Source organism: Bradyrhizobium arachidis, from assembly GCF_024758505.1.
Lineage (GTDB): Bacteria > Pseudomonadota > Alphaproteobacteria > Rhizobiales > Xanthobacteraceae > Bradyrhizobium > Bradyrhizobium manausense_C.
Genome location: NZ_CP077970.1, coordinates 850082 through 867256, shown reverse-complemented (window position 1 = coordinate 867256; position 17175 = coordinate 850082). Strand labels below are relative to the sequence as shown.

The 17175-nt window shown below is 64.2% G+C and carries 16 protein-coding genes; 6 read left to right on the top strand and 10 right to left on the bottom strand.

Going from position 1 to position 17175, the window contains the following annotated elements; all coding sequences use genetic code 11:
- Nucleotide 1: 1 nt before the first annotated feature.
- From KUF59_RS04050 to KUF59_RS04020, 7 genes are all read right to left on the bottom strand, one after another.
- On the bottom strand, nucleotides 2-979 hold the full coding sequence (locus tag KUF59_RS04050) for an aldo/keto reductase (RefSeq protein ID WP_212460573.1): 978 nt from the start codon (nucleotides 977-979) through the stop codon (nucleotides 2-4).
- A gap of 268 nt (nucleotides 980-1247) precedes the next feature.
- The gene (locus KUF59_RS04045) at nucleotides 1248-2180 is read right to left on the bottom strand and encodes a sugar-binding protein (protein ID WP_212460574.1); all 933 of its coding nucleotides are present in this window, start codon (nucleotides 2178-2180) and stop codon (nucleotides 1248-1250) included.
- Nucleotides 2181-2273: 93 nt separating this feature from the next.
- Complete coding sequence (locus KUF59_RS04040) at nucleotides 2274-3344, bottom strand: ABC transporter permease (RefSeq protein WP_212460575.1); 1071 nt, start codon at nucleotides 3342-3344, stop codon at nucleotides 2274-2276.
- Complete coding sequence (locus KUF59_RS04035) at nucleotides 3344-4108, bottom strand: ATP-binding cassette domain-containing protein (RefSeq protein WP_212460576.1); 765 nt, start codon at nucleotides 4106-4108, stop codon at nucleotides 3344-3346. Before KUF59_RS04035 ends, KUF59_RS04040 begins: the two co-directional genes overlap by 1 nt.
- Nucleotides 4109-4120: 12 nt before the next feature.
- Nucleotides 4121-5443 (bottom strand): xylose isomerase, encoded by a 1323-nt coding sequence (xylA, locus tag KUF59_RS04030; RefSeq protein WP_212460577.1) that lies wholly within the window; start codon nucleotides 5441-5443, stop codon nucleotides 4121-4123.
- Nucleotides 5440-6897 carry a xylulokinase gene (gene xylB, locus KUF59_RS04025; protein WP_212460578.1) on the bottom strand — a complete coding sequence of 486 codons (1458 nt, stop codon included), beginning with the start codon at nucleotides 6895-6897 and terminating at the stop codon, nucleotides 5440-5442. The genes xylA and xylB overlap by 4 nt, the downstream gene beginning before the upstream one ends.
- 92 nt (nucleotides 6898-6989) lie before the next feature.
- Nucleotides 6990-8036 carry a LacI family DNA-binding transcriptional regulator gene (locus KUF59_RS04020; RefSeq protein WP_212460579.1) on the bottom strand — a complete coding sequence of 349 codons (1047 nt, stop codon included), beginning with the start codon at nucleotides 8034-8036 and terminating at the stop codon, nucleotides 6990-6992.
- Nucleotides 8037-8613: 577 nt separating this feature from the next.
- On the opposite strand from KUF59_RS04020, the gene KUF59_RS04015 reads away from it, so the two are divergent.
- Both KUF59_RS04015 and rnk read left to right on the top strand, forming a co-directional pair.
- Complete coding sequence (locus KUF59_RS04015; protein WP_212460580.1) at nucleotides 8614-9099, top strand: GreA/GreB family elongation factor; 486 nt, start codon at nucleotides 8614-8616, stop codon at nucleotides 9097-9099.
- Nucleotides 9100-9114: 15 nt separating this feature from the next.
- Complete coding sequence (gene rnk, locus KUF59_RS04010; RefSeq protein WP_212460581.1) at nucleotides 9115-9528, top strand: nucleoside diphosphate kinase regulator; 414 nt, start codon at nucleotides 9115-9117, stop codon at nucleotides 9526-9528.
- A 205-nt stretch (nucleotides 9529-9733) separates the two neighbouring features.
- On the opposite strand, the gene KUF59_RS04005 is transcribed toward rnk, so the two are convergent.
- Genes KUF59_RS04005 through KUF59_RS03995 form a run of 3 tightly spaced genes read right to left on the bottom strand, consistent with a single transcriptional unit; the run spans nucleotide 9734 to nucleotide 11302 of the window.
- Nucleotides 9734-10195 carry a GNAT family N-acetyltransferase gene (locus KUF59_RS04005; protein ID WP_212460582.1) on the bottom strand — a complete coding sequence of 154 codons (462 nt, stop codon included), beginning with the start codon at nucleotides 10193-10195 and terminating at the stop codon, nucleotides 9734-9736.
- Nucleotides 10196-10208: 13 nt separating this feature from the next.
- Entirely contained in the window at nucleotides 10209-10721 is a 513-nt protein-coding gene (locus KUF59_RS04000) for a GNAT family N-acetyltransferase (protein WP_212460583.1), read from the bottom strand.
- Complete coding sequence (locus tag KUF59_RS03995) at nucleotides 10721-11302, bottom strand: helix-turn-helix domain-containing protein (protein ID WP_212460584.1); 582 nt, start codon at nucleotides 11300-11302, stop codon at nucleotides 10721-10723. Before KUF59_RS03995 ends, KUF59_RS04000 begins: the two co-directional genes overlap by 1 nt.
- 168 nt (nucleotides 11303-11470) lie before the next feature.
- On the opposite strand from KUF59_RS03995, the gene KUF59_RS03990 reads away from it, so the two are divergent.
- From KUF59_RS03990 to KUF59_RS03975, 4 genes are all read left to right on the top strand, one after another.
- Complete coding sequence (locus KUF59_RS03990; protein WP_212460585.1) at nucleotides 11471-12466, top strand: alpha/beta fold hydrolase; 996 nt, start codon at nucleotides 11471-11473, stop codon at nucleotides 12464-12466.
- Between the two features lie 330 nt (nucleotides 12467-12796).
- On the top strand, nucleotides 12797-14680 hold the full coding sequence (locus KUF59_RS03985; RefSeq protein WP_258768269.1) for an AAA family ATPase: 1884 nt from the start codon (nucleotides 12797-12799) through the stop codon (nucleotides 14678-14680).
- A 485-nt stretch (nucleotides 14681-15165) separates the two neighbouring features.
- Nucleotides 15166-15384 carry a hypothetical protein gene (locus tag KUF59_RS03980; RefSeq protein ID WP_258768268.1) on the top strand — a complete coding sequence of 73 codons (219 nt, stop codon included), beginning with the start codon at nucleotides 15166-15168 and terminating at the stop codon, nucleotides 15382-15384.
- A complete protein-coding gene (locus KUF59_RS03975; RefSeq protein WP_258768267.1) occupies nucleotides 15381-17153 on the top strand; it encodes a phage terminase large subunit family protein in 1773 nt (590 codons plus the stop codon). Before KUF59_RS03980 ends, KUF59_RS03975 begins: the two co-directional genes overlap by 4 nt.
- Nucleotides 17154-17175: the final 22 nt, after the last annotated feature.

The window sequence follows — 17175 nt, the reverse complement described above, 5'->3', positions numbered from 1 at the left end:
GTCACGCTCCACCCGGCAACGGCGCGTTCGCATCGACCAGTTTTCGCCCGCGCAGCTCTTGCCAGAAAGCCTGCGGCACCGGCAGCTCCGCCATGGCGATGTTGTCCGAGACCTCGGCGGCCGTGCGCGCGCCCTGCACGGCGACCGTCACCGCCGGATGGGCCATGCAGAACTGCACCGCGGCCGCCTTCAGCTCGGTGCCGTGCTTGCGGCACAGCGCGTCCAGCTCCAGCGCACGGGAGACCAGCGCCGCATCGGCGTCCTCATAGTTGAACTTCGCGCCGGTATGGGGATTGGCGAGGATGCCGCTGTTGTAGATGCCGCCGAGCAGGATACCGATGTTCTTGGCGCGGCAGATCGGGAACAGCGCGGTCAGCGCGCCCTGGTCGAGCAGCGTGTAGCGGCCTGCGAGCAGGAAGCAGTCAAGCGGCACGGCTTCGGCAAAGCGCGCGAGCATCTCGGACTGGTTCATGCCGGAACCGATCGCCTTGACCGTGCCGTCATCGCGCAGGCGCATCAGCGCGCGGAAGGCACCGCTGACGGCGGCATCATAGTGATCGTCGGGATCATGCACGAGCAAAACATCGACGCGATCGAGCCCGAGACGCGTGAGGCTCTCCTCCACCGAGCGCATCACGCCGTCATAGCTGAAGTCGAATTGCGGCCGCAGCGCGGGCGCGCCCTTGTAGTGATCGTCCTCGCCCGACGCCGTCGCCGGGCGCAGCAACCGGCCGACCTTGGTCGAGATCGCGAATGAATCGCGCTTCTGCTGCCGCAGGAAGCTGCCGAGGCGGCGCTCCGCCAGGCCAAAGCCGTAAAGCGGCGCGGTGTCGAAGAAACGGACGCCGAGCGACCAGGCGCGTTCAATGGTGGCTTCCGCATCCGCCTCGCTGACCGCTGAGAACAAGCCGCCCAGCGGCGCGGTTCCAAGGCCAATTGCGGTGACGTCGAGACCATCAGCAAGTCGCGCGCGTTTCATTCCAGTTTCCTTCCTATTGTGCATAGACGCTTCCACATCGTCATGGCCGGGCTCGTCCCGGCCATCCACGCCTTTGTGCCGCACGAAGAACGTGGATGCCCGGGACATAGGTGAGCGGAAGTGACGCCGTCCTTCGGACGGCCATGCCCGGGCATGACGAGTTTGCGGCTAGCGCATGTGGAACCGACGCAATCCACAAAAGCAGCACTCCCTCCCCCGCGAAGCGGGAGAGGGAGTGTAGCGCAGGAACGTTGGGCTGGTAACGTTCCTACTTCAAGAGTTGAGCGACGTTATCCTTCGTGACCAGGTCGAGACCGGTGTAGATCACTTCCGGAACCTTCTGGCCCTTCTTGATCGCGAGCAAGGCGTCCATCGACTTCTCGCCCATCTCGAATGGGCGCTGGCCGGTGAGCGCGTTGGAGTAGCCGTCGCGCAGCAGTTCGAGCTGCATCTTCAGCGTATCGGCGACGACGAGCGTGAGCTTGCCGGCGTCGATATCCTTCTTGTTCTTGTTGACGAAGGCCTTGTAGCCCTCAGGCGCGAACATCGGCCAGCCGCCGACCGGCACGATCGCGGCAAGGTCGGGCGTTGCGGTGCGCAGGTCCGACATCTGCTGAACCGCAAGCGCGGAGTCGTCGTTGCAGAAGGTCGGCGAACCCTGGACCTCGACCCATTTCGAGCCCTTGAGCGCTTCGCGAACACCATCGACGCGTTCGGCAAGGTTCTTCGCACCCGGGCCGCCGGAGACCATGGCATATTTGCCGCCCTCGGGCCGGAGCTCGCGCAACTGCTTGCCGAGTGCGAGGCCGAAGTCCTTGTTGTTGGTGCCGATATAGGAGAGCCGCTTGGAGCCCGGCGCGTCCGCGTCGAACGTGATCACGGGAATGCCGGCCGCCGTCGCCGCGTCGATCGACTTGGTCATGGCCGCAACGTCGGCAACCGAGATCGCGAGCCCATCCACCTTCTGGGTGATGAAGTCCTGGATGATCTGCGCCTGCGTCGCCGGCTCGTGCTCGATCGGCCCCTTGTAGATGCACTCGACATTGCCGAGTTCCTTGGCCCGCTTCAGGCAGCCGTCACGCGCAACGTCGAAGAACGGATTGTTCATCGCCTTGGGCACGACCGCGAACTTGTAGGTCTGGGCAAATGCCGGGGTCGCCATCATCGCGATGGTCACGCCAGCCAACAGAAGCTTCTTCATTCCTTCCCTCCACACTTTGGTGCCTATCCTTTTGTGATGTGATGCTCCGGCCGGCGGATAGACGATCTTTCGTTGTCCGTCCGGAGTAACTCGTTAAGTCATGCGCGAGCGGATGCGGTCCACCAGCACGGCAAGGATGATGATCACGCCGACCAGCGTCTGCTGCCAGTAGGCGTTGACCTGCGCGAGCACGAGGCCGTTGCGAATGACCTCGAGCAGCACGCAGCCGACGATGGCACCGAGCGGACCGCCAATACCACCAGCGAGATTGGCGCCGCCGATGACGGCGGCCGCGATCACGTTGAGCTCGTAGGACGTCGCCATGTTCGCCGGCGCCGAACCCAGCCAGCCGGAAATGATGATGCCCTGAAGCCCCGCGGCGAGCGCGCAGATCACATAGACCTCGATCTTCACCCGCACGACCGAGATGCCGGTCAGTTCGGCCGCCTTCTCGTTGCCGCCGAGCGCGAAGACGTGGCGGCCGAAACTCGTGTGATGCAGCACGACCGCCATCACCGCGGCGAGTATCACCAGATAGATGAAGGGCGCGGGTATGCCAAACACATCGCCCGAGGTGAGCGCGTAGAAATATTCGGCGTCCGGCCCGCCCGGAAAGCTGCCGCGGCCGTTCGAGACGACATAGGCGAGCCCGCGCACGATCGAGAGCATGCCGAGCGTGGTGACGAAGGGCGACAGCCCGAGCACCGCAATGCAGAAGCCGTTGACGAGCCCGACGATCAGCGCGGCGCACAGCCCTGCAAGCACCGAGACCAGAAGGATCAATCCGGGCACATTGGCGACGACGGTCTTGCCGTCCGCGGCCAAATGGACGAACGGCGATCCCGGCGCCGACAGCTCGACCATGACCATGGAAGTGATCATCGCAGAAAAGCACATCATCGAGCCGACGGAGAGATCGATGCCGCCGGTGATGATGACGAAAGTGATTCCGAGCGTGGCAATGGCGATGAAGGAAAAGTTCTTCGCCACGTTCTGCATATTGCCCTGGGTGAAGAAGTAGGGGCTAGCGAAATGCATCACGAGCATCAGCACCAGGAGTGCCGCCAGCACGTAGCCGGTCTGCGAGGCAAAGATGCCGCGCTGCCACCATTTGCTGCGGCCGACATTGGTGAAGGAGATCGGGGTTTCCATGGGTACGGACATCACGCCGCCTCCTTCGCGCCGGTAATGAGGGCGGTGACTTCCTCGGGACTGGTATCCGCAATCGGCTTGTCCGCCCGCTTCTCGCCGCGCCGCATGACGACGACGCGGTCGCAGACCGCGAACACGTCGGGCATGCGGTGGGAGATCAGCATCACGGCCACGCCCTGCTCCTTCAGCCGGTGGATCAGGCTCAGCACCTGCTCGACCTGGCGCACCGAGATTGCGGCGGTCGGCTCGTCCATCATCACGAGCTTGGCGTTGGAAAGCCGCGTGCGCGCGATCGCCACTGCCTGGCGCTGGCCGCCGGACATCTGCTTGACCAGATCATGCGGCCGCGTCTCCGAGCGCAGCTCGCCGAACAGCGTCAGCGCGCGCGATGCCATCGCCTTGTGGTCGAGCAATGAAACGGGGCCGAATTTGCGCTTGAGCTCGCGGCCGAGAAAGACGTTGGCCGCGGCGGTCAGATTGTCCGCCAGCGCGAGGTCCTGATAGACGACCTCGATCCCGACCGCACGGGCGTCGATCGGGCGGTGGAAATGCACCGCATTGCCGTCGAAGCGGATCTCGCCATGGCTGGGGCGGAAATTGCCGGCAATGATTTTGACCAGCGTCGACTTGCCGGCGCCATTGTCGCCCATCAGGCCGACCACCTCGCCGGGAAAGACCTGCATGTCGACGTCGTGCAGGGCGCGGATCGCGCCGAACTCCTTGCCGATGCCCGTCAGTTCCAGGACCGGCTGGCCGTTTGTGGGAGAAGTTGTCATGCTCGGCCTCGCTCAGACGTACCGGTTGACGAGAGATTCAAGATATTCCTGACGACCCGAACGCGGCTGCGGATCTAAGCCGGATGCCAGCGCCCGGTCGGCGAGATCGGCGAGCGAACGCTGGCCGGCAAGGATGGCCTGCCCTTCCGCGCCCGTCCATCCGGCATAGCGGTCCGCAATCGGTTTCGTCAGCGCCTCGGCGTCGAGCATGTCGGCCGCAGCCAGCAGCGCCTGGGCGCAGGCATCCATCGACCCGACATGGGCGTGGATCAGATCGTCCGGGTCGATCGATTGACGCCTGATCTTGGCGTCGAAATTGAGACCGCCGGTGGTAAAGCCGCCGCCCTTCAGCATGTCGTGGAAGACCAGCGCCAGCTCCGGCACGTTCATGGCGAACTGGTCGGTGTCCCAGCCCAGGAGATCATCGCCGCGGTTGATGTCGAGCGAGCCGAACACGCCGAGCGCCTGGGCCAGCGCCACCTCGTGCTGGAACGAATGGCCGGCGAGGATCGCGTGGTTCTGCTCGACGTTGAGCTTGACGTCGTCGAGGAGGTCATAGCGCTGGAGGAAGCCGAAGCAGGTGGCGACGTCAAAATCGTATTGATGCTTGGTCGGCTCCTTCGGCTTGGGCTCGATCAGGAGCGGTCCCTTGAAGCCGATCTTGTGCTTGTGCTCGACGACGAGCGAGACGAAGCGGCCGAGCTGGTCGAGCTCGCGCTTCAGGTCGGTGTTGAGCAGCGTCTCGTAGCCTTCGCGCCCGCCCCACAGCACGTAGTTCTGGCCACCGAGCCGGTGCGTCACCTCCAGCGCAGCGCGGACCTGGCCGGCGGCATAGGTGAAGACATCAGGATCGGGATTGGTCGCGGCGCCCGCCATATAGCGGCGGTGCGTGAACAGGTTCGCCGTGCCCCAGAGCAGCCGCACCTTGGACGAGGCCATCTTCTGCTCGAAGAGATCGGCGATGGCGTTGAGGTTGGCGACGGATTCGGCAAGCGTCGTACCTTCCGGCGCGGCATCGGCGTCGTGGAAGGTGAAGAAGGGCACATCGAGGAGGCGGAACAGCTCGAAGGCGATGTCGGCCTTGGCCCGCGCCATCGCCATGGCGTCGGAGCCATGCTGCCATGGCCGCATGAACGTCTCGCCGCCGAAGGGATCGCCGCCGGGCCAGCAGAACGAATGCCAGTAGCAGACCGCGAAACGCAAATGATCCTCGAGCCGCTTGCCATGGACGATGCGGTCCTTGTCGTACCAGCGGAAGGCCAGCGGGTCTTTGGCGGCCTTGCCGCCATAGGCGACCGGATCGGCGGCGCCGAAGAATTTTGGTAACGCGTTCACAGGGAAAACTCCTTCAGCGCGGGATATAGCTTGTGCCACTGGTGATAGGCCTCGTCATAGGCCGCAGTGCGCGACGGATGGGGCGTGAATGTCGCGAGGCGCCGCGGGCGCGTGCAGATTTGCGCGGGATCTTCGCCCGTTGCGGCGAGCCGACCGAGTCTGGCAGCACCGAGCGCAGCGCCGACCTCGCCCTCCTCGACGCGATGCACGGGAATGCCGAGCACGTCGGCGCAGATCTGCGCCCACAGTGTCGAGCGCGAGCCGCCGCCGACGAGATCGACCTCCGATATCGCCGAGCTGGCCTTGCCGAGCGCCTCGAGATTGTCGCGCGCGGCGAAGGCGACGCCTTCGAGCACGGCCTGTACGATTCCATCGCGTCCCGTCGCGCCGCGCAAGCCGATGAACGCGCCGGCTGCGGCGGCGTCGTTGTGCGGCGTGCGCTCGCCGTCGAGATAAGGCAGAAATTTTACGGAGCTCGGCCCGGCAACGCTGTCGCCGAGCGGCGCAAGCAGCGACGCCGCAGGCGTCGCCATCACGCCCGAGAGCCAGGCGAGCGAGGCGGCGGCCGACAGCATCACACCCATCTGGTGCCAGAGGCCGGGCAGCGCGTGGCAGAAGGCGTGCACGGCGGAGGCGGGTGCCGGCGCAAAACTGTCGGTGACGCGAAACACGACGCCAGAGGTGCCGAGCGACAGGAACGCATCGCCGGGCGCAATCGCGCCGAGCCCGATCGCGCTCGCCGCGCAATCGCCGGCGCCACCGGCGACCAAAACGCCCTTCGCCATGCCCCAGCGCTGCGCGAATTCGGGCGCAAGCATCGCGCTGACCTCGCTGCCTTCGACGAGGCGCGGCATGTGATGCAGATCGAGCCCGGTGGCGTGCAGCAGCAACGCCGACCAGCGACGCTGGCCGACGTCGAGCCAGAGCGTGCCGGCGGCATCAGACATGTCCTCGACCATCTCGCCGGTCAGGCGGTAGCGAACATAGGCTTTTGGCAGCAGCACTTTTGCGACGCGCTCAAAAATCCCGGGCTCGTGCCGCGCGACCCAGAGCAGCTTTGGCGCGGTGAAGCCGGGCATCGCCAGATTGCCGGCGATGGAATGCACTGACGGGCAGCGCCGTTCGAGCCTTTCGCATTCGGCATGCGACCTTCCGTCATTCCAGAGGATGGCAGGGCGCAGCGGACGGCCGTCATCGCCGAGAAGCGTCGCGCCGTGCATCTGGCCGGAAAGGCCGATGCCGCGCACGCCTGCGACGTCGCGCGGATGCGCGGCGGCGAGATCGTCGACCGCACCGATCGCGGCGTCGACCCAGGCATCCGGATCCTGCTCGGACCACAGCGGCGCCGGATGCGATAGCGCGAGCTCGCGCGCGGCGGTCGCGACAATCGCGCCGGCCTCGTCAGCGAGCACCGCTTTCACACCGGACGTGCCGATGTCCATTCCGAGAAACACGTCGTCCTCCCCTTCCCGCTAGCGGTTGCACGAACTGACGTCGCGCTTGCCGCAATCGCTCATTTACAAACACGAACCGCCGCGCCGTTCGGCTACGGCAGATTGTCCCGCATCACGATGTCGATCCGGATCTTCTCCTGTTCGATCAAAATCGGCTCGCCGCGCGCGAGCGACAGCAGCACGCGCACCGCGGCGCGCGCCTCATGGCCCGGGTTTTGCGAGATCGCCGCATCCATCACCCCCTGCAACAGCAGTTTTCGCGTCAGCACCGTGACGTCGTGACCGACGAACACCACCTGTTTCTCGCACCCGCTGTCGCCGAGCGCTTTTGCAACGCCTTGCGTGCCGGCACCGGCATTGTAGAGACCGACGATGTCTGGATGCTTGCCGAACAGCCGCGACAACATCTGTTCCGAGCGCTCGTCCTCGTCGCGCCCTTCGAGCACGGGCAGCACCTCGAGATTGGAAAATTCCGAGGATATCACCTGGTTGAAGCCAAAAATGCGTTCGGCATGGTCGCGCAGGCCCTGCGAACCCGCAACGATCGCGACTTTTCCGGACCGCGGACCGACGAGGCGGCCGACCAGCGCGCCGGCGGTGCGGCCTGCGGCGATGTTGTCGATGCCGATATAGTGGTTGCGGCGCGACGACGGCACGTCCGACACCAGCGTCACGACCTTGGTGCCGGCATCGACGAGATCGTTGACGGCGGCGCGCACACTCGGATGATCCAGCGCGACCACGGCAACGCCGTCATAGTCGCCGCCGATGAGCGACTCCAGCGACGCCGCGAGCACGGACGGGTCGAACACGTCGGTCGCGATCACCTCGACCGCGAGGCGGCGCGCCGACAGCCAACCAGCCATCTCGCCGAGATAGGACTGAATCTGCATCATGAACAGGTTAGGTCCGGACGGCATCACGAAGGCGAAGCGGCGGGCGCGGCTGCGGGCGAGCTCGGCGGCCGCCACATGGGGCTGGAAGGAGTTGCGCTCGATCGCCTCCCGGACGCGGCGAACCGTGTCCGGCCGCACGCCGGGGCGGTTGTGCAGCACGCGGTCCACCGTCGCGAGGCTGACGCCAGCCTGGCGCGCGATGTCCTTCAGCGTGAGTGGGCTGCTGGGGTCCGGCTCCTTCATGGCTTGAAGGCTAGCAGAGGTTATTTGAGGTACGCAACTCATTTTGAGGAGCGACATCGGAGACCGGTGGACAGGCGGTCGTCAATGGTGCCCCGCCACGGTCTACGCATGGGATCCGTTCCTCCGGATCTTCCATTGGTCGCTGGCGGCCAGCTTCGTGATCTCTACGCCATTCGCGACGGGATCGAGCGGGTGCCGTCGCGCCGGCTACGGCATCGTTTTCGGCTGCAAGAGGACGGCGACTGAGTGGCGCTCTTCGAAATGCTCCGCAATGGTTGTTCGGCCGGACCTTGAGAAACTACTTCGCCGGCTCCTTCAGCTTCTTCGGATTCAGCGGATGCGCAGTCCGTGCGCGCTTTGGTCGCGATGCAGGGTCGGCTGCAAGGTCCTATGTTGGTGATGACATGATCCACGTCCCCGACATCGATCCGCGCATTGCGCGGCGTTGCCTGCGCGCCGGACGGCTCCAAGCAGGAGCTTAGCCGGACGGTAATCGGTGCCGTCCGGATATCACTTCCTTCATCAACCAGATTTGGAGTGTGGCTTTCCCGTGGGAAGCCAAACAAGGAAGCATGTCATGAGCATTCCCTCCATCCCCGAGGTCACTCTTTCCGCCTCTGAGCATCGCCGCTTGGAACGGCTCGCGCGCGTGGGCGCAACTCAAGGCGACGTGGATGCACGTTTTCTGTTGAGCGAGATCAAGCGTGCGGAAATCGTCCCTGATCGCGCGGCCAGATTGGACCGCATTGTCACCATGGGATCCTGGGTGACGTTCTGGATCAACTGGGGCTTCCCTCGTGAGACGAGGCAACTGGTGTACCCCGAAGACTACACGTCCGAGCACACCCAAATCCCCGTGATGTCACCGTTGGGCGCAGCATTAGTGGGGCTGAAGGTCGGAAGCGAAATCCCCTTCTTCACTGCAGGGCGCACCCACGTCGTCAGGATCGAAAGCGTCAGTCGAACCGATCCGAATGATGTTGTCAGGGTCCTGTTTAGCAATCCGATGTCCGCGGGCAAAAAACTCTTTGATGACGATGATCCGGGACCATCGGCCGCCTAGGAAAGGAGAGAGGAGATGAACAAGACTAACCGCAAGAGCAAGCGTGAAATCGTGTTGCCACCCATCACGGTGAAGGAGGATGAGGCCAGGCGTCTGAATGCCCTGGCGAGCTCGAGCGCGACGCTCTTCCCGCGTGTGGCCCATTTCCTCGCACAGGAGATGGAGCGTGCGAGCGTCGTGGCGGACAATTGCGAGCTGCGCGGGGTGGTCCGCATGGGCTCGCAGGTCCGGTTCTGCGACGACAGGACCGGCGAGGTCCGGGACGTGGTGTTGGTGTATCCGCACGAGGCGGACATAACCCTAAAACGCGTTTCGGTTCTTACGCCCGTCGGCGCTGCGTTGATCGGTCTCTCGGTTGGCCAAGCCATCGAGTTTCAAACGCCGGCCGACCACAAGCGGTCCTTGACGGTGCTGGGAGTGTCCAACTGAAGGAGGCCTAATATGCGGGACGTTTCAACCAAACAGGCGGCCTTGGCAGCCGTCGGTATCACCGTCGGTTTTGCTGCCGTGTTCTATCTTGCGACCTTCCTCAAGGCTTGAAGGTCTCAGCCTGGAGTGTGGCCCCTCTCGATCATCTCGAGCTGGGGCCAGCTTCAGTGAAGTGGCCACGCTCATCGCATCAAGCCAGCTCATCTCACAGTGTCAACTGCAGCGTCAGGAAAAGGCTGTTGCGGTCTGCGACATAGCCCTCGAACGGGCCGCAGAACGTAAAGCCGTGCGCCTGATAGAGCGCATGCGCGGGCCTGAAATAATCCCATGAGCCGGTCTCCAGGCTCAGCCGCGCCATGCCGCGGGCGCGCCCTTCGTCGATAATGTGGCGCAGCATCTGTCCGGCAAAGCCGCGGCGGCGCGCGGCCTCCACCGTGTGCATCGATTTCACCTCGCCATGGTCGGGCGAAAGCGCCTTCAACGCGCCGGTCGCGACCAGCGTCTCGCCGTCCCAGCCGGTCCAGAAGGCGACGTCGGAGGCACGAAGCCCTGCGAGGTCGAGCGCATGCGCGCTGCCGGGCTCGGTGTGTGCGCGCGCGGTGGTCACGTGATGATCGAGCAGCGCGACCACGCGCGGGTCGTAGGTGTCGCCGGTCCGGATCTCCATGACGCCCTCTCCTTCACGGCCTGATATCGCCCGCAAGCTGCTTCTGCATCAGCACGAGATCGAGCCAGCGGCCGAACTTGCAGCCGACCTCAGGCATCCTGGCGACCTCGGCAAAGCCGAGCGAAGCGTGCAGCGCGATCGAGGCTGTATTGGCGGACTCGATGCCCGCGATCATCACATGCTTGCCCATGGCGCCGGCGCGCTCGATCAACGCGCTGACGAGGCTGCGGCCGATGCCGAGCCGGTGATGCCGTTCGTCGACATAGACGGAATTCTCCACGGTGTGGCGATAGCCGGGCCACGGTCGAAAATCGCCGAACGAGGCGAAGCCGACGACATGCGCGCCGCTCATCGCGACCAGCACGGGGAAACCTGCCTGCTGCCGCGCGGAAATCCAGTCGCGCCGCGACTTGAGGTCGGACGCACCGTCGGTCCACACCGCCGTGGTGTTGAGCGCGGCAAAATTGTAGATCGCCAGAATATCCGCGGCGTCTTCCATGGTGGCATCGCGGACGATCAGCGGCATCACTCTCTTCCATAGGCTGTGCCGCGCCTGACGACGATGACGTAGCGCGCGGGCTGTTTGGAGTCGTTTTCGAAGATCACCGAGCGCATGACGTCGAAGTCGAGGCAGTCGCCTTCGCGCAGCCGCTGCGTCTTGGCGTCGATATGGACGCAGATCGCGCCTTCCAGCATCAGGAGTTGCTGGGTGAAGGCGTTGCGGCCCCAGGGGCTGTAGGACACCCGCGCGCCTGCCGGCAGGTCGACGACGATGACCTCGATGCCGCTTGCTGCGCCCGTCGGCGACGCATGGCGCCTGACATAACCGCTCTCGGGATCGCGCCATTGCGGCTGGTCGGCAAGCCGCACCAGCCGCTCCGGCGGCTTTTCGGCGAGCGCGACGACATCGCTCAAGGACACGTCGAGCGCGGCGCAGAGCCTGTTGAGCAAGGCCGCCGTGGCGCTGCTCTGCGCGCCCTCGACCCGGCCGATCATGGCGCGGCTGACACCGGAGCGTGCGGCGAGCTCATTCAGCGTCATGCCGGCATTCATCCTCAATGTCTTCAGGCGGCGACCGATCGCCTTGTCGAGCTTTTGCTGGTCCATGGCCTTCGTTTCCAAACAATTTTGGTCGCGGACCGCCCGCCAAGGCAAAGGTGAGATTAGCGGAGCCGGACGCCGACGCCGGGAGCGACAGTCTAATATATTGGAATCTTTGCGCGCGGCGCAGCTCCGACTAGGATGCATCCAACAACCAGACCGGGAGGCAATGACATGAGCCAGCCGACGCAGCGGACGATCAAGGCCAACGGCATCAGCCTCAACGTCGCCGAGCAGGGAACGGGGCCGCTGGTGCTGCTGTGTCATGGCTTCCCTGAGGGCTGGTACTCCTGGCGCCATCAGCTCGAAGCGCTGGCGGCGGCCGGCTTCCATGCGGTTGCGCCCGACATGCGCGGCTACGGCAAGAGCGACAAGCCCGAGGCGATCGACCAGTACACGATTTTTCACATGGTCGGCGATCTCATAGGCGTGCTCGATGCCTTGGAGGCGAAGGACGCCGTCATCGTCGGCCATGACTGGGGCGCGGGGATCGCCTGGCACGCGGCGCGACTGCGCCCCGATCGCTTCCGCGCCGCAGCCATCCTCAGCGTGCCCTATCGCCCGCGCAGCCCGGTGCCGCCGACCAGCGTGATGCCGCAGACTACGGATGCGCAGTTCTATCAACTGTATTTTCAGGAACCGGGCGTCGCCGAAGCCGAGTTCGAAAAGGACCCGCGGAAAACGCTGGCTGCGATGCTGTTCGGCGGCTCCGGCGAAGGCGTCACCGCCATTCGCGCCATGGCGGCGGCGAGTGGCAAGCCGTCCAGTGGCGTCGGCATGGTGTCGCGCAGCGCCGGCATGTTGCCCAAGGTGGAGGTGCCGCTGCCGTCATGGCTGAGCGCCGCCGACCTCGATTACTATGCCGCCGAATTCGCCCGCAGCGGCTTTCGCGGGCCGCTCAACTATTACCGCAACATCGATCGCAACTGGGAGCTGATGGCCGCCTTCGAGGGCGTGAAGGTGGTGGTGCCCACGCTGTTCATCGCCGGCGACCACGACATGGTCATCGCCTTCCCCGGCGCCGCCGAGCACCTCGCCAACATGAAGCAGTCCGTGCCGCAGCTTCGCGAGATCAAGATGCTGCCCGGCTGCGGACACTGGACGCAGCAGGAGCGGCCGAAAGAGGTGAATGCGGCGCTCGTGGAATTTTTGCGGAGCTTGCCGAACTAGTCCCTGCGAAGCGCCCTGGCGCGAAGCAGGATGGAGCGGGCGAAGGGAATCGAACCCTCGTATGCAGCTTGGGAAGCTGGACGTGTCCCAAGCATCACAAGCACTTGGCTGCAAAACCGCACCTATAGGCCCTCAACAGCGCCAAAGGGTTACGCGCGCCGCGCAAAACCGCAAGGGCCCCTGAAAAGAAAAGGGGCCGCCCGGCAAATAGGCGACCCCTCAGTTTTTCTTCACACAGCAGTCCCCGCATACAGAACACCGCCGAAGGATGCAAGTGCATCCTCCCGGGTTTGCGCTTGGGGCTGCCTCACAACCTAAGAGGCTAAAATCGTGACTAACATTTCCGGTGACAGATACGACAGCAGGCGCGAGGAGCGCACCACCACGGACCGCCAAGCGCCAGCCGTGCCTGAGAGCGAGCGCTTTGACGCAAGAGACCTGACCGCAGCGGGCTACAAGCGCACGGCTTACTACGACTATTTTGCCATCAAAGGGGACGACAGAGAACAAGCGCCGCTCTATTCGGTGTGGCGCTATGACCATCACCTGATCCCGGACGGCAAGCAATTCAGGTTTGGTCTAGACACCGGCAGCGACAGCCTCAGTCAATACAAAGGCAGAGCGCGCGTGCCGTACCGCTGGCGCGAGCTACGCGAGGCCGGGATCACAGACCCCACCAAGCCCGTGTTCTGGTGCGAGGGCGAAAAGGACGTTGAAACCTGCATTGCGCATGGACTGGTGGCGACCACTGCTGCCGGGCAGGTGATCACGGCAGCCATCGTCGGCGCGCTTGCTGGCCGTCACGTTGTGGTGCTGGTGGACAATGACACCAAGGGCGAAGAGAACGCAGTCAAGGCTGTTGAAGCATTCCGCCACGAGGCCGCGTCCGTGCGCGTGGTCCGCCTTCCGCGCTTGGCGCGTCGCGAGGACATTACGGACTGGCTCGACGCAAGGTTCAACCCGCGCCACGGCACGATTGAGGAGCTAAACGAGATCGTCGCGGAAACGCTGCCGGTACGCGCCCAAGAAAAGCTAGAGGAGGTCACAATGCCATTCTTCCCACAGGCGATTGCCACCATCAAGAAGCGCGAATGGCTATACGAGCCCGCCTATATCCGCGCGAACGTTTCGGTCACGGCTGGTGCTGGTGCGCGCGGCAAGTCCACGCTCATCGTCGCAGAAGCGCTGGCCATGGTGAGCGGCAAGCCTCTGTTGGGCGTGCAGCCATCGGCACCTCTGCGCGTCTGGTACGTGAACCTTGAGGACGACATGGACGAGTTGCGGCGCAAATTCAACGCCGCCATGGCGTACCACGAACTGACGTCATCCGACATCGCAGACCGCCTGTACGTCGAAAGCGGCGTCATGCGTGACATCGTGGTTGCTGCCGAAGATCAGAGAAAGCGCGCGGTGCTGAACAACGCGCTGCTTGACCAGATCAGGCGCATCATACGCAAGCGCCGCATCGACGTTGTGATCTTCGACCCGTTCGTCAGCCTGCATCGCGTGAACGAAAACGACAACGGTGCGATTGACATGGTGGTGAAGGCGCTCGCAGGCATAGCACAGGAAACAAACTGCGCGATCATGGTTGTGCACCATACGCGCAAGCCGAAGGGCGATGCCGCCAGCGCGGATGACACGCGCGGTGCATCGGCGCTGGTGAACGCGGCGCGATATGTGCGCGTGCTCGAGCCCATGACGGCGGAAGAGGCCAAGAGCTTCAGCATCCACGAAAGCAAGCGCCGCCTTCACTTCCGCACGATTGACGGCAAGGCGAACCTCATCCCGCCTGCTGAAAAGAGCGACTGGTATCGCCTTGAAAGCTTCAACCTTGGCAACGGGCGCGGCTTTGAGGACCAAGGCGACGACGTGGGCGTGGCGACGAGGTATGTGCCCCCTGTTACGCCGGAGCAGGACCGCCTTGCTAACCTGACCTTGGCGGACTGCACGGCGGCGTTCGCGAATGGGGCTTGGCGCTTGGACGTTCGCGCCAGCCCGTGGGTTGGCGACCAACTCGCGCGGCACCTTGGCATTTCCGCCACTGCCAAAAAGGCGGACGTCAGCAAGGCCATCGCCAAAGCCATCGATCGCGGTTGGCTGGAAGTGTTCACCGCACTGGTCGATAGGAAGCCCAAGGAGTGGGTGAAATTGGCCAATGGTGCGCCAGTTGCAACGACCGGAGCGGCCGAACCGGGTGGCGCAGCATGCTAACCCCTTGCAACATAAGGATTTGCGCCACTTGTCTGACTGGCGCAAACCAACTGGAGCGCGCCAGTGCGCCAGTGCGCCACCACCCTATAGGGGTGGCGACTGGAGCGGCGCACAGGTGGCGGAGTGGGGCAGGGCACGGTCAGTCGCCATGTGTGCTCATGGTGGCGATCGGCAGCCGTGGCCCGTGGGTCGGCTTGCGTGGCCCGCTCGGCACCAACCCCCAGCCAGCCCGAACAAACGCACCAGCGCCGACGGCTGCCGATGGGTCCTGCCTACCGCGCCCACCCACGGCGCAATGCGACCCGGAATTCGGCCCACTGCAATCAAAATTTTGGAACCCGGCCCGTGCAGCAAAGCCCGGCCACTTCGTCAAAACTTTCCAACTCTGTAGGTGAAGCATGACAACACAACCCCCACGGCGCGGCGGTCGCCCGCCTTCTGGCACGCCTGCCGCCCGCGACGCCTTGCTGGCGGAGCAGACGCTCATGTACCGCGCCAAGCGGCAGAAGCTGGAAGGCAGCCTGATCTCGGCCGCCGACGTCCTTAGCGGCTGGCGCCAAGTCTGCACCGCGACCCGCGCGGCAATGCTGGCCCTGCCGACCCGGCTGGCTGCCCGCCTGCCGCACCTGAACGCGGCGGACCTCAGGACGATTGAGGACGAAATCCGGCAGGCGCTGGAGCAGCTTTCGGAAGGTGGCCGATGACCCTCGATGAAATGGTGGCCAGCGCCTTCCGCTGCTTCAAGCCGCCGCCGAAGTTGTCCCTGCCAAACTGGATCGAAAAGAACGTGCGCCTTCCCGCAGGCAGTACCGCGCTTCCCGGTCCGATGCGGCTGTATCCGTACCAACGCGACATGGCCGCCGCGATTGGCGATGCGGAGATAGAACGCGTGACCGTCGTAAAGGGCGTGCGCATTGGCTGGACCGCGCTGCTGACTGGTGCGCTTGGCCACTACGTCAAGAACGATCCGGCTCCGATCATCGCGCTACTCCCTACTGAAAGCGACTGCCGCGACTACACCACCAGCGACCTTGAGCCGACCTTCGAAGCAAGCCCGGCTTTGCGCGGCATGCTCAGCGACGACCAGAAGGAAGGCGAGCGCAACACGATGCTGTCCCGTCGCTTCTCTGGTGGCAGCTTGCGCATCATCGCGGCTGGTGCTCCGCGTAACCTGCGCGCAAAGACCGCCCGCATTCTGTTCGCCGACGAAGCCGACGCCATGTCGATCACGCCGGAAGGCGACCCGCTGGTGTTGGCGGAGCGGCGCACACTGAGCTTCCCGAACCGCAAAATCGTCATCGGTTCAACGCCAGTTTTCGAGGACACGTCCGCCGTGCTGCGCCGCTATGCCGAAAGCGACCAGCGCGTGTTCGAAGTGCCGTGCCCGGCGTGTGGTGCCTTCAATGAAATCCAGTGGCAGCACATCGTCTGGGAAGACGGCAAGCCGGAAACAGCATGCTACAAGTGCCCGCACTGCCAAGCGCAAATCGACGAGCGCAAGAAAAACCTCATGGTGATGCATGGCGAGTGGCGTGCGACCAAGCCTGAAATCACGAACCATGCAGGCTTCCGCATCAACTGCCTTGTCAGCCCGCTGGCGAACGCGCGCTGGGGCATCCTAGCCGCTGAATTTGTGAAGGCGCAGAACGACCCGAGCAAGCTTCAGGCTTTTCGCAACACCATTCTCGCGGAAGGCTGGCGCGAGCCGGGCGAAGAACTCAACGACCTTGAAATTGCGGGCAGGCGCGAAGCGTTCTCGCTGGATGCCATTCCGCAAGAGGTGCTGCTCATAACCTGTGGGATCGACGTGCAGGGCGACCGGCTGGAAGCCGTGATCCTTGGCCACGGTCGCGACAGCGAAATGTTCGTCTTGGGGCATGAGGTTATTTGGGGAGCGCCTACGGATGAAGAAACGTGGTTGGAGCTTGACCAGTTGCTGCAAAAGCAGTGGCGGCATCCGTATGGCAACTCTATCGGCATAGACGCTTGCGCGATTGACAGCGGCGGGCACTGGACAGAGGCGGTCTACAATTTCTGCACGCCGCGCCTGCGCCGCCGCGTGCTGGCGATCAAGGGCATGCAGGGACCGCGTCCAATTCTTCAATCCGCCAACCACCACAAGACGAAGAAGGGCGCTCGCATCTTTTTGGTGGGCGTTGACACCGTCAAAGCGGCGCTATTCTCGCGCCTGAAGCGCAATCACGGCATCCGTTTCAGCCATACGCTCGAAAATGCATGGTTCGACCAGCTTTGCTCCGAGCGGCTGGTGGTGCGGTACGTCAAAGGCGCTCCGCAGCGGCGGTTTGAGCGCTTGCCGGGCAAGCGAGCCGAAGCGCTCGACGGAATGTGCTACGCCATAGCGGCCCGCCAAATCATCAGCGCTTCGCTGACCGACCGCGAGGACGCGCTAAAGGTCGAGCGCCCGCTGCCAGCCAAGCCAACGGTGTTTCGCAGCAACTTTATGCACAGGTGATTAAAACCGATTGCCACCCTTG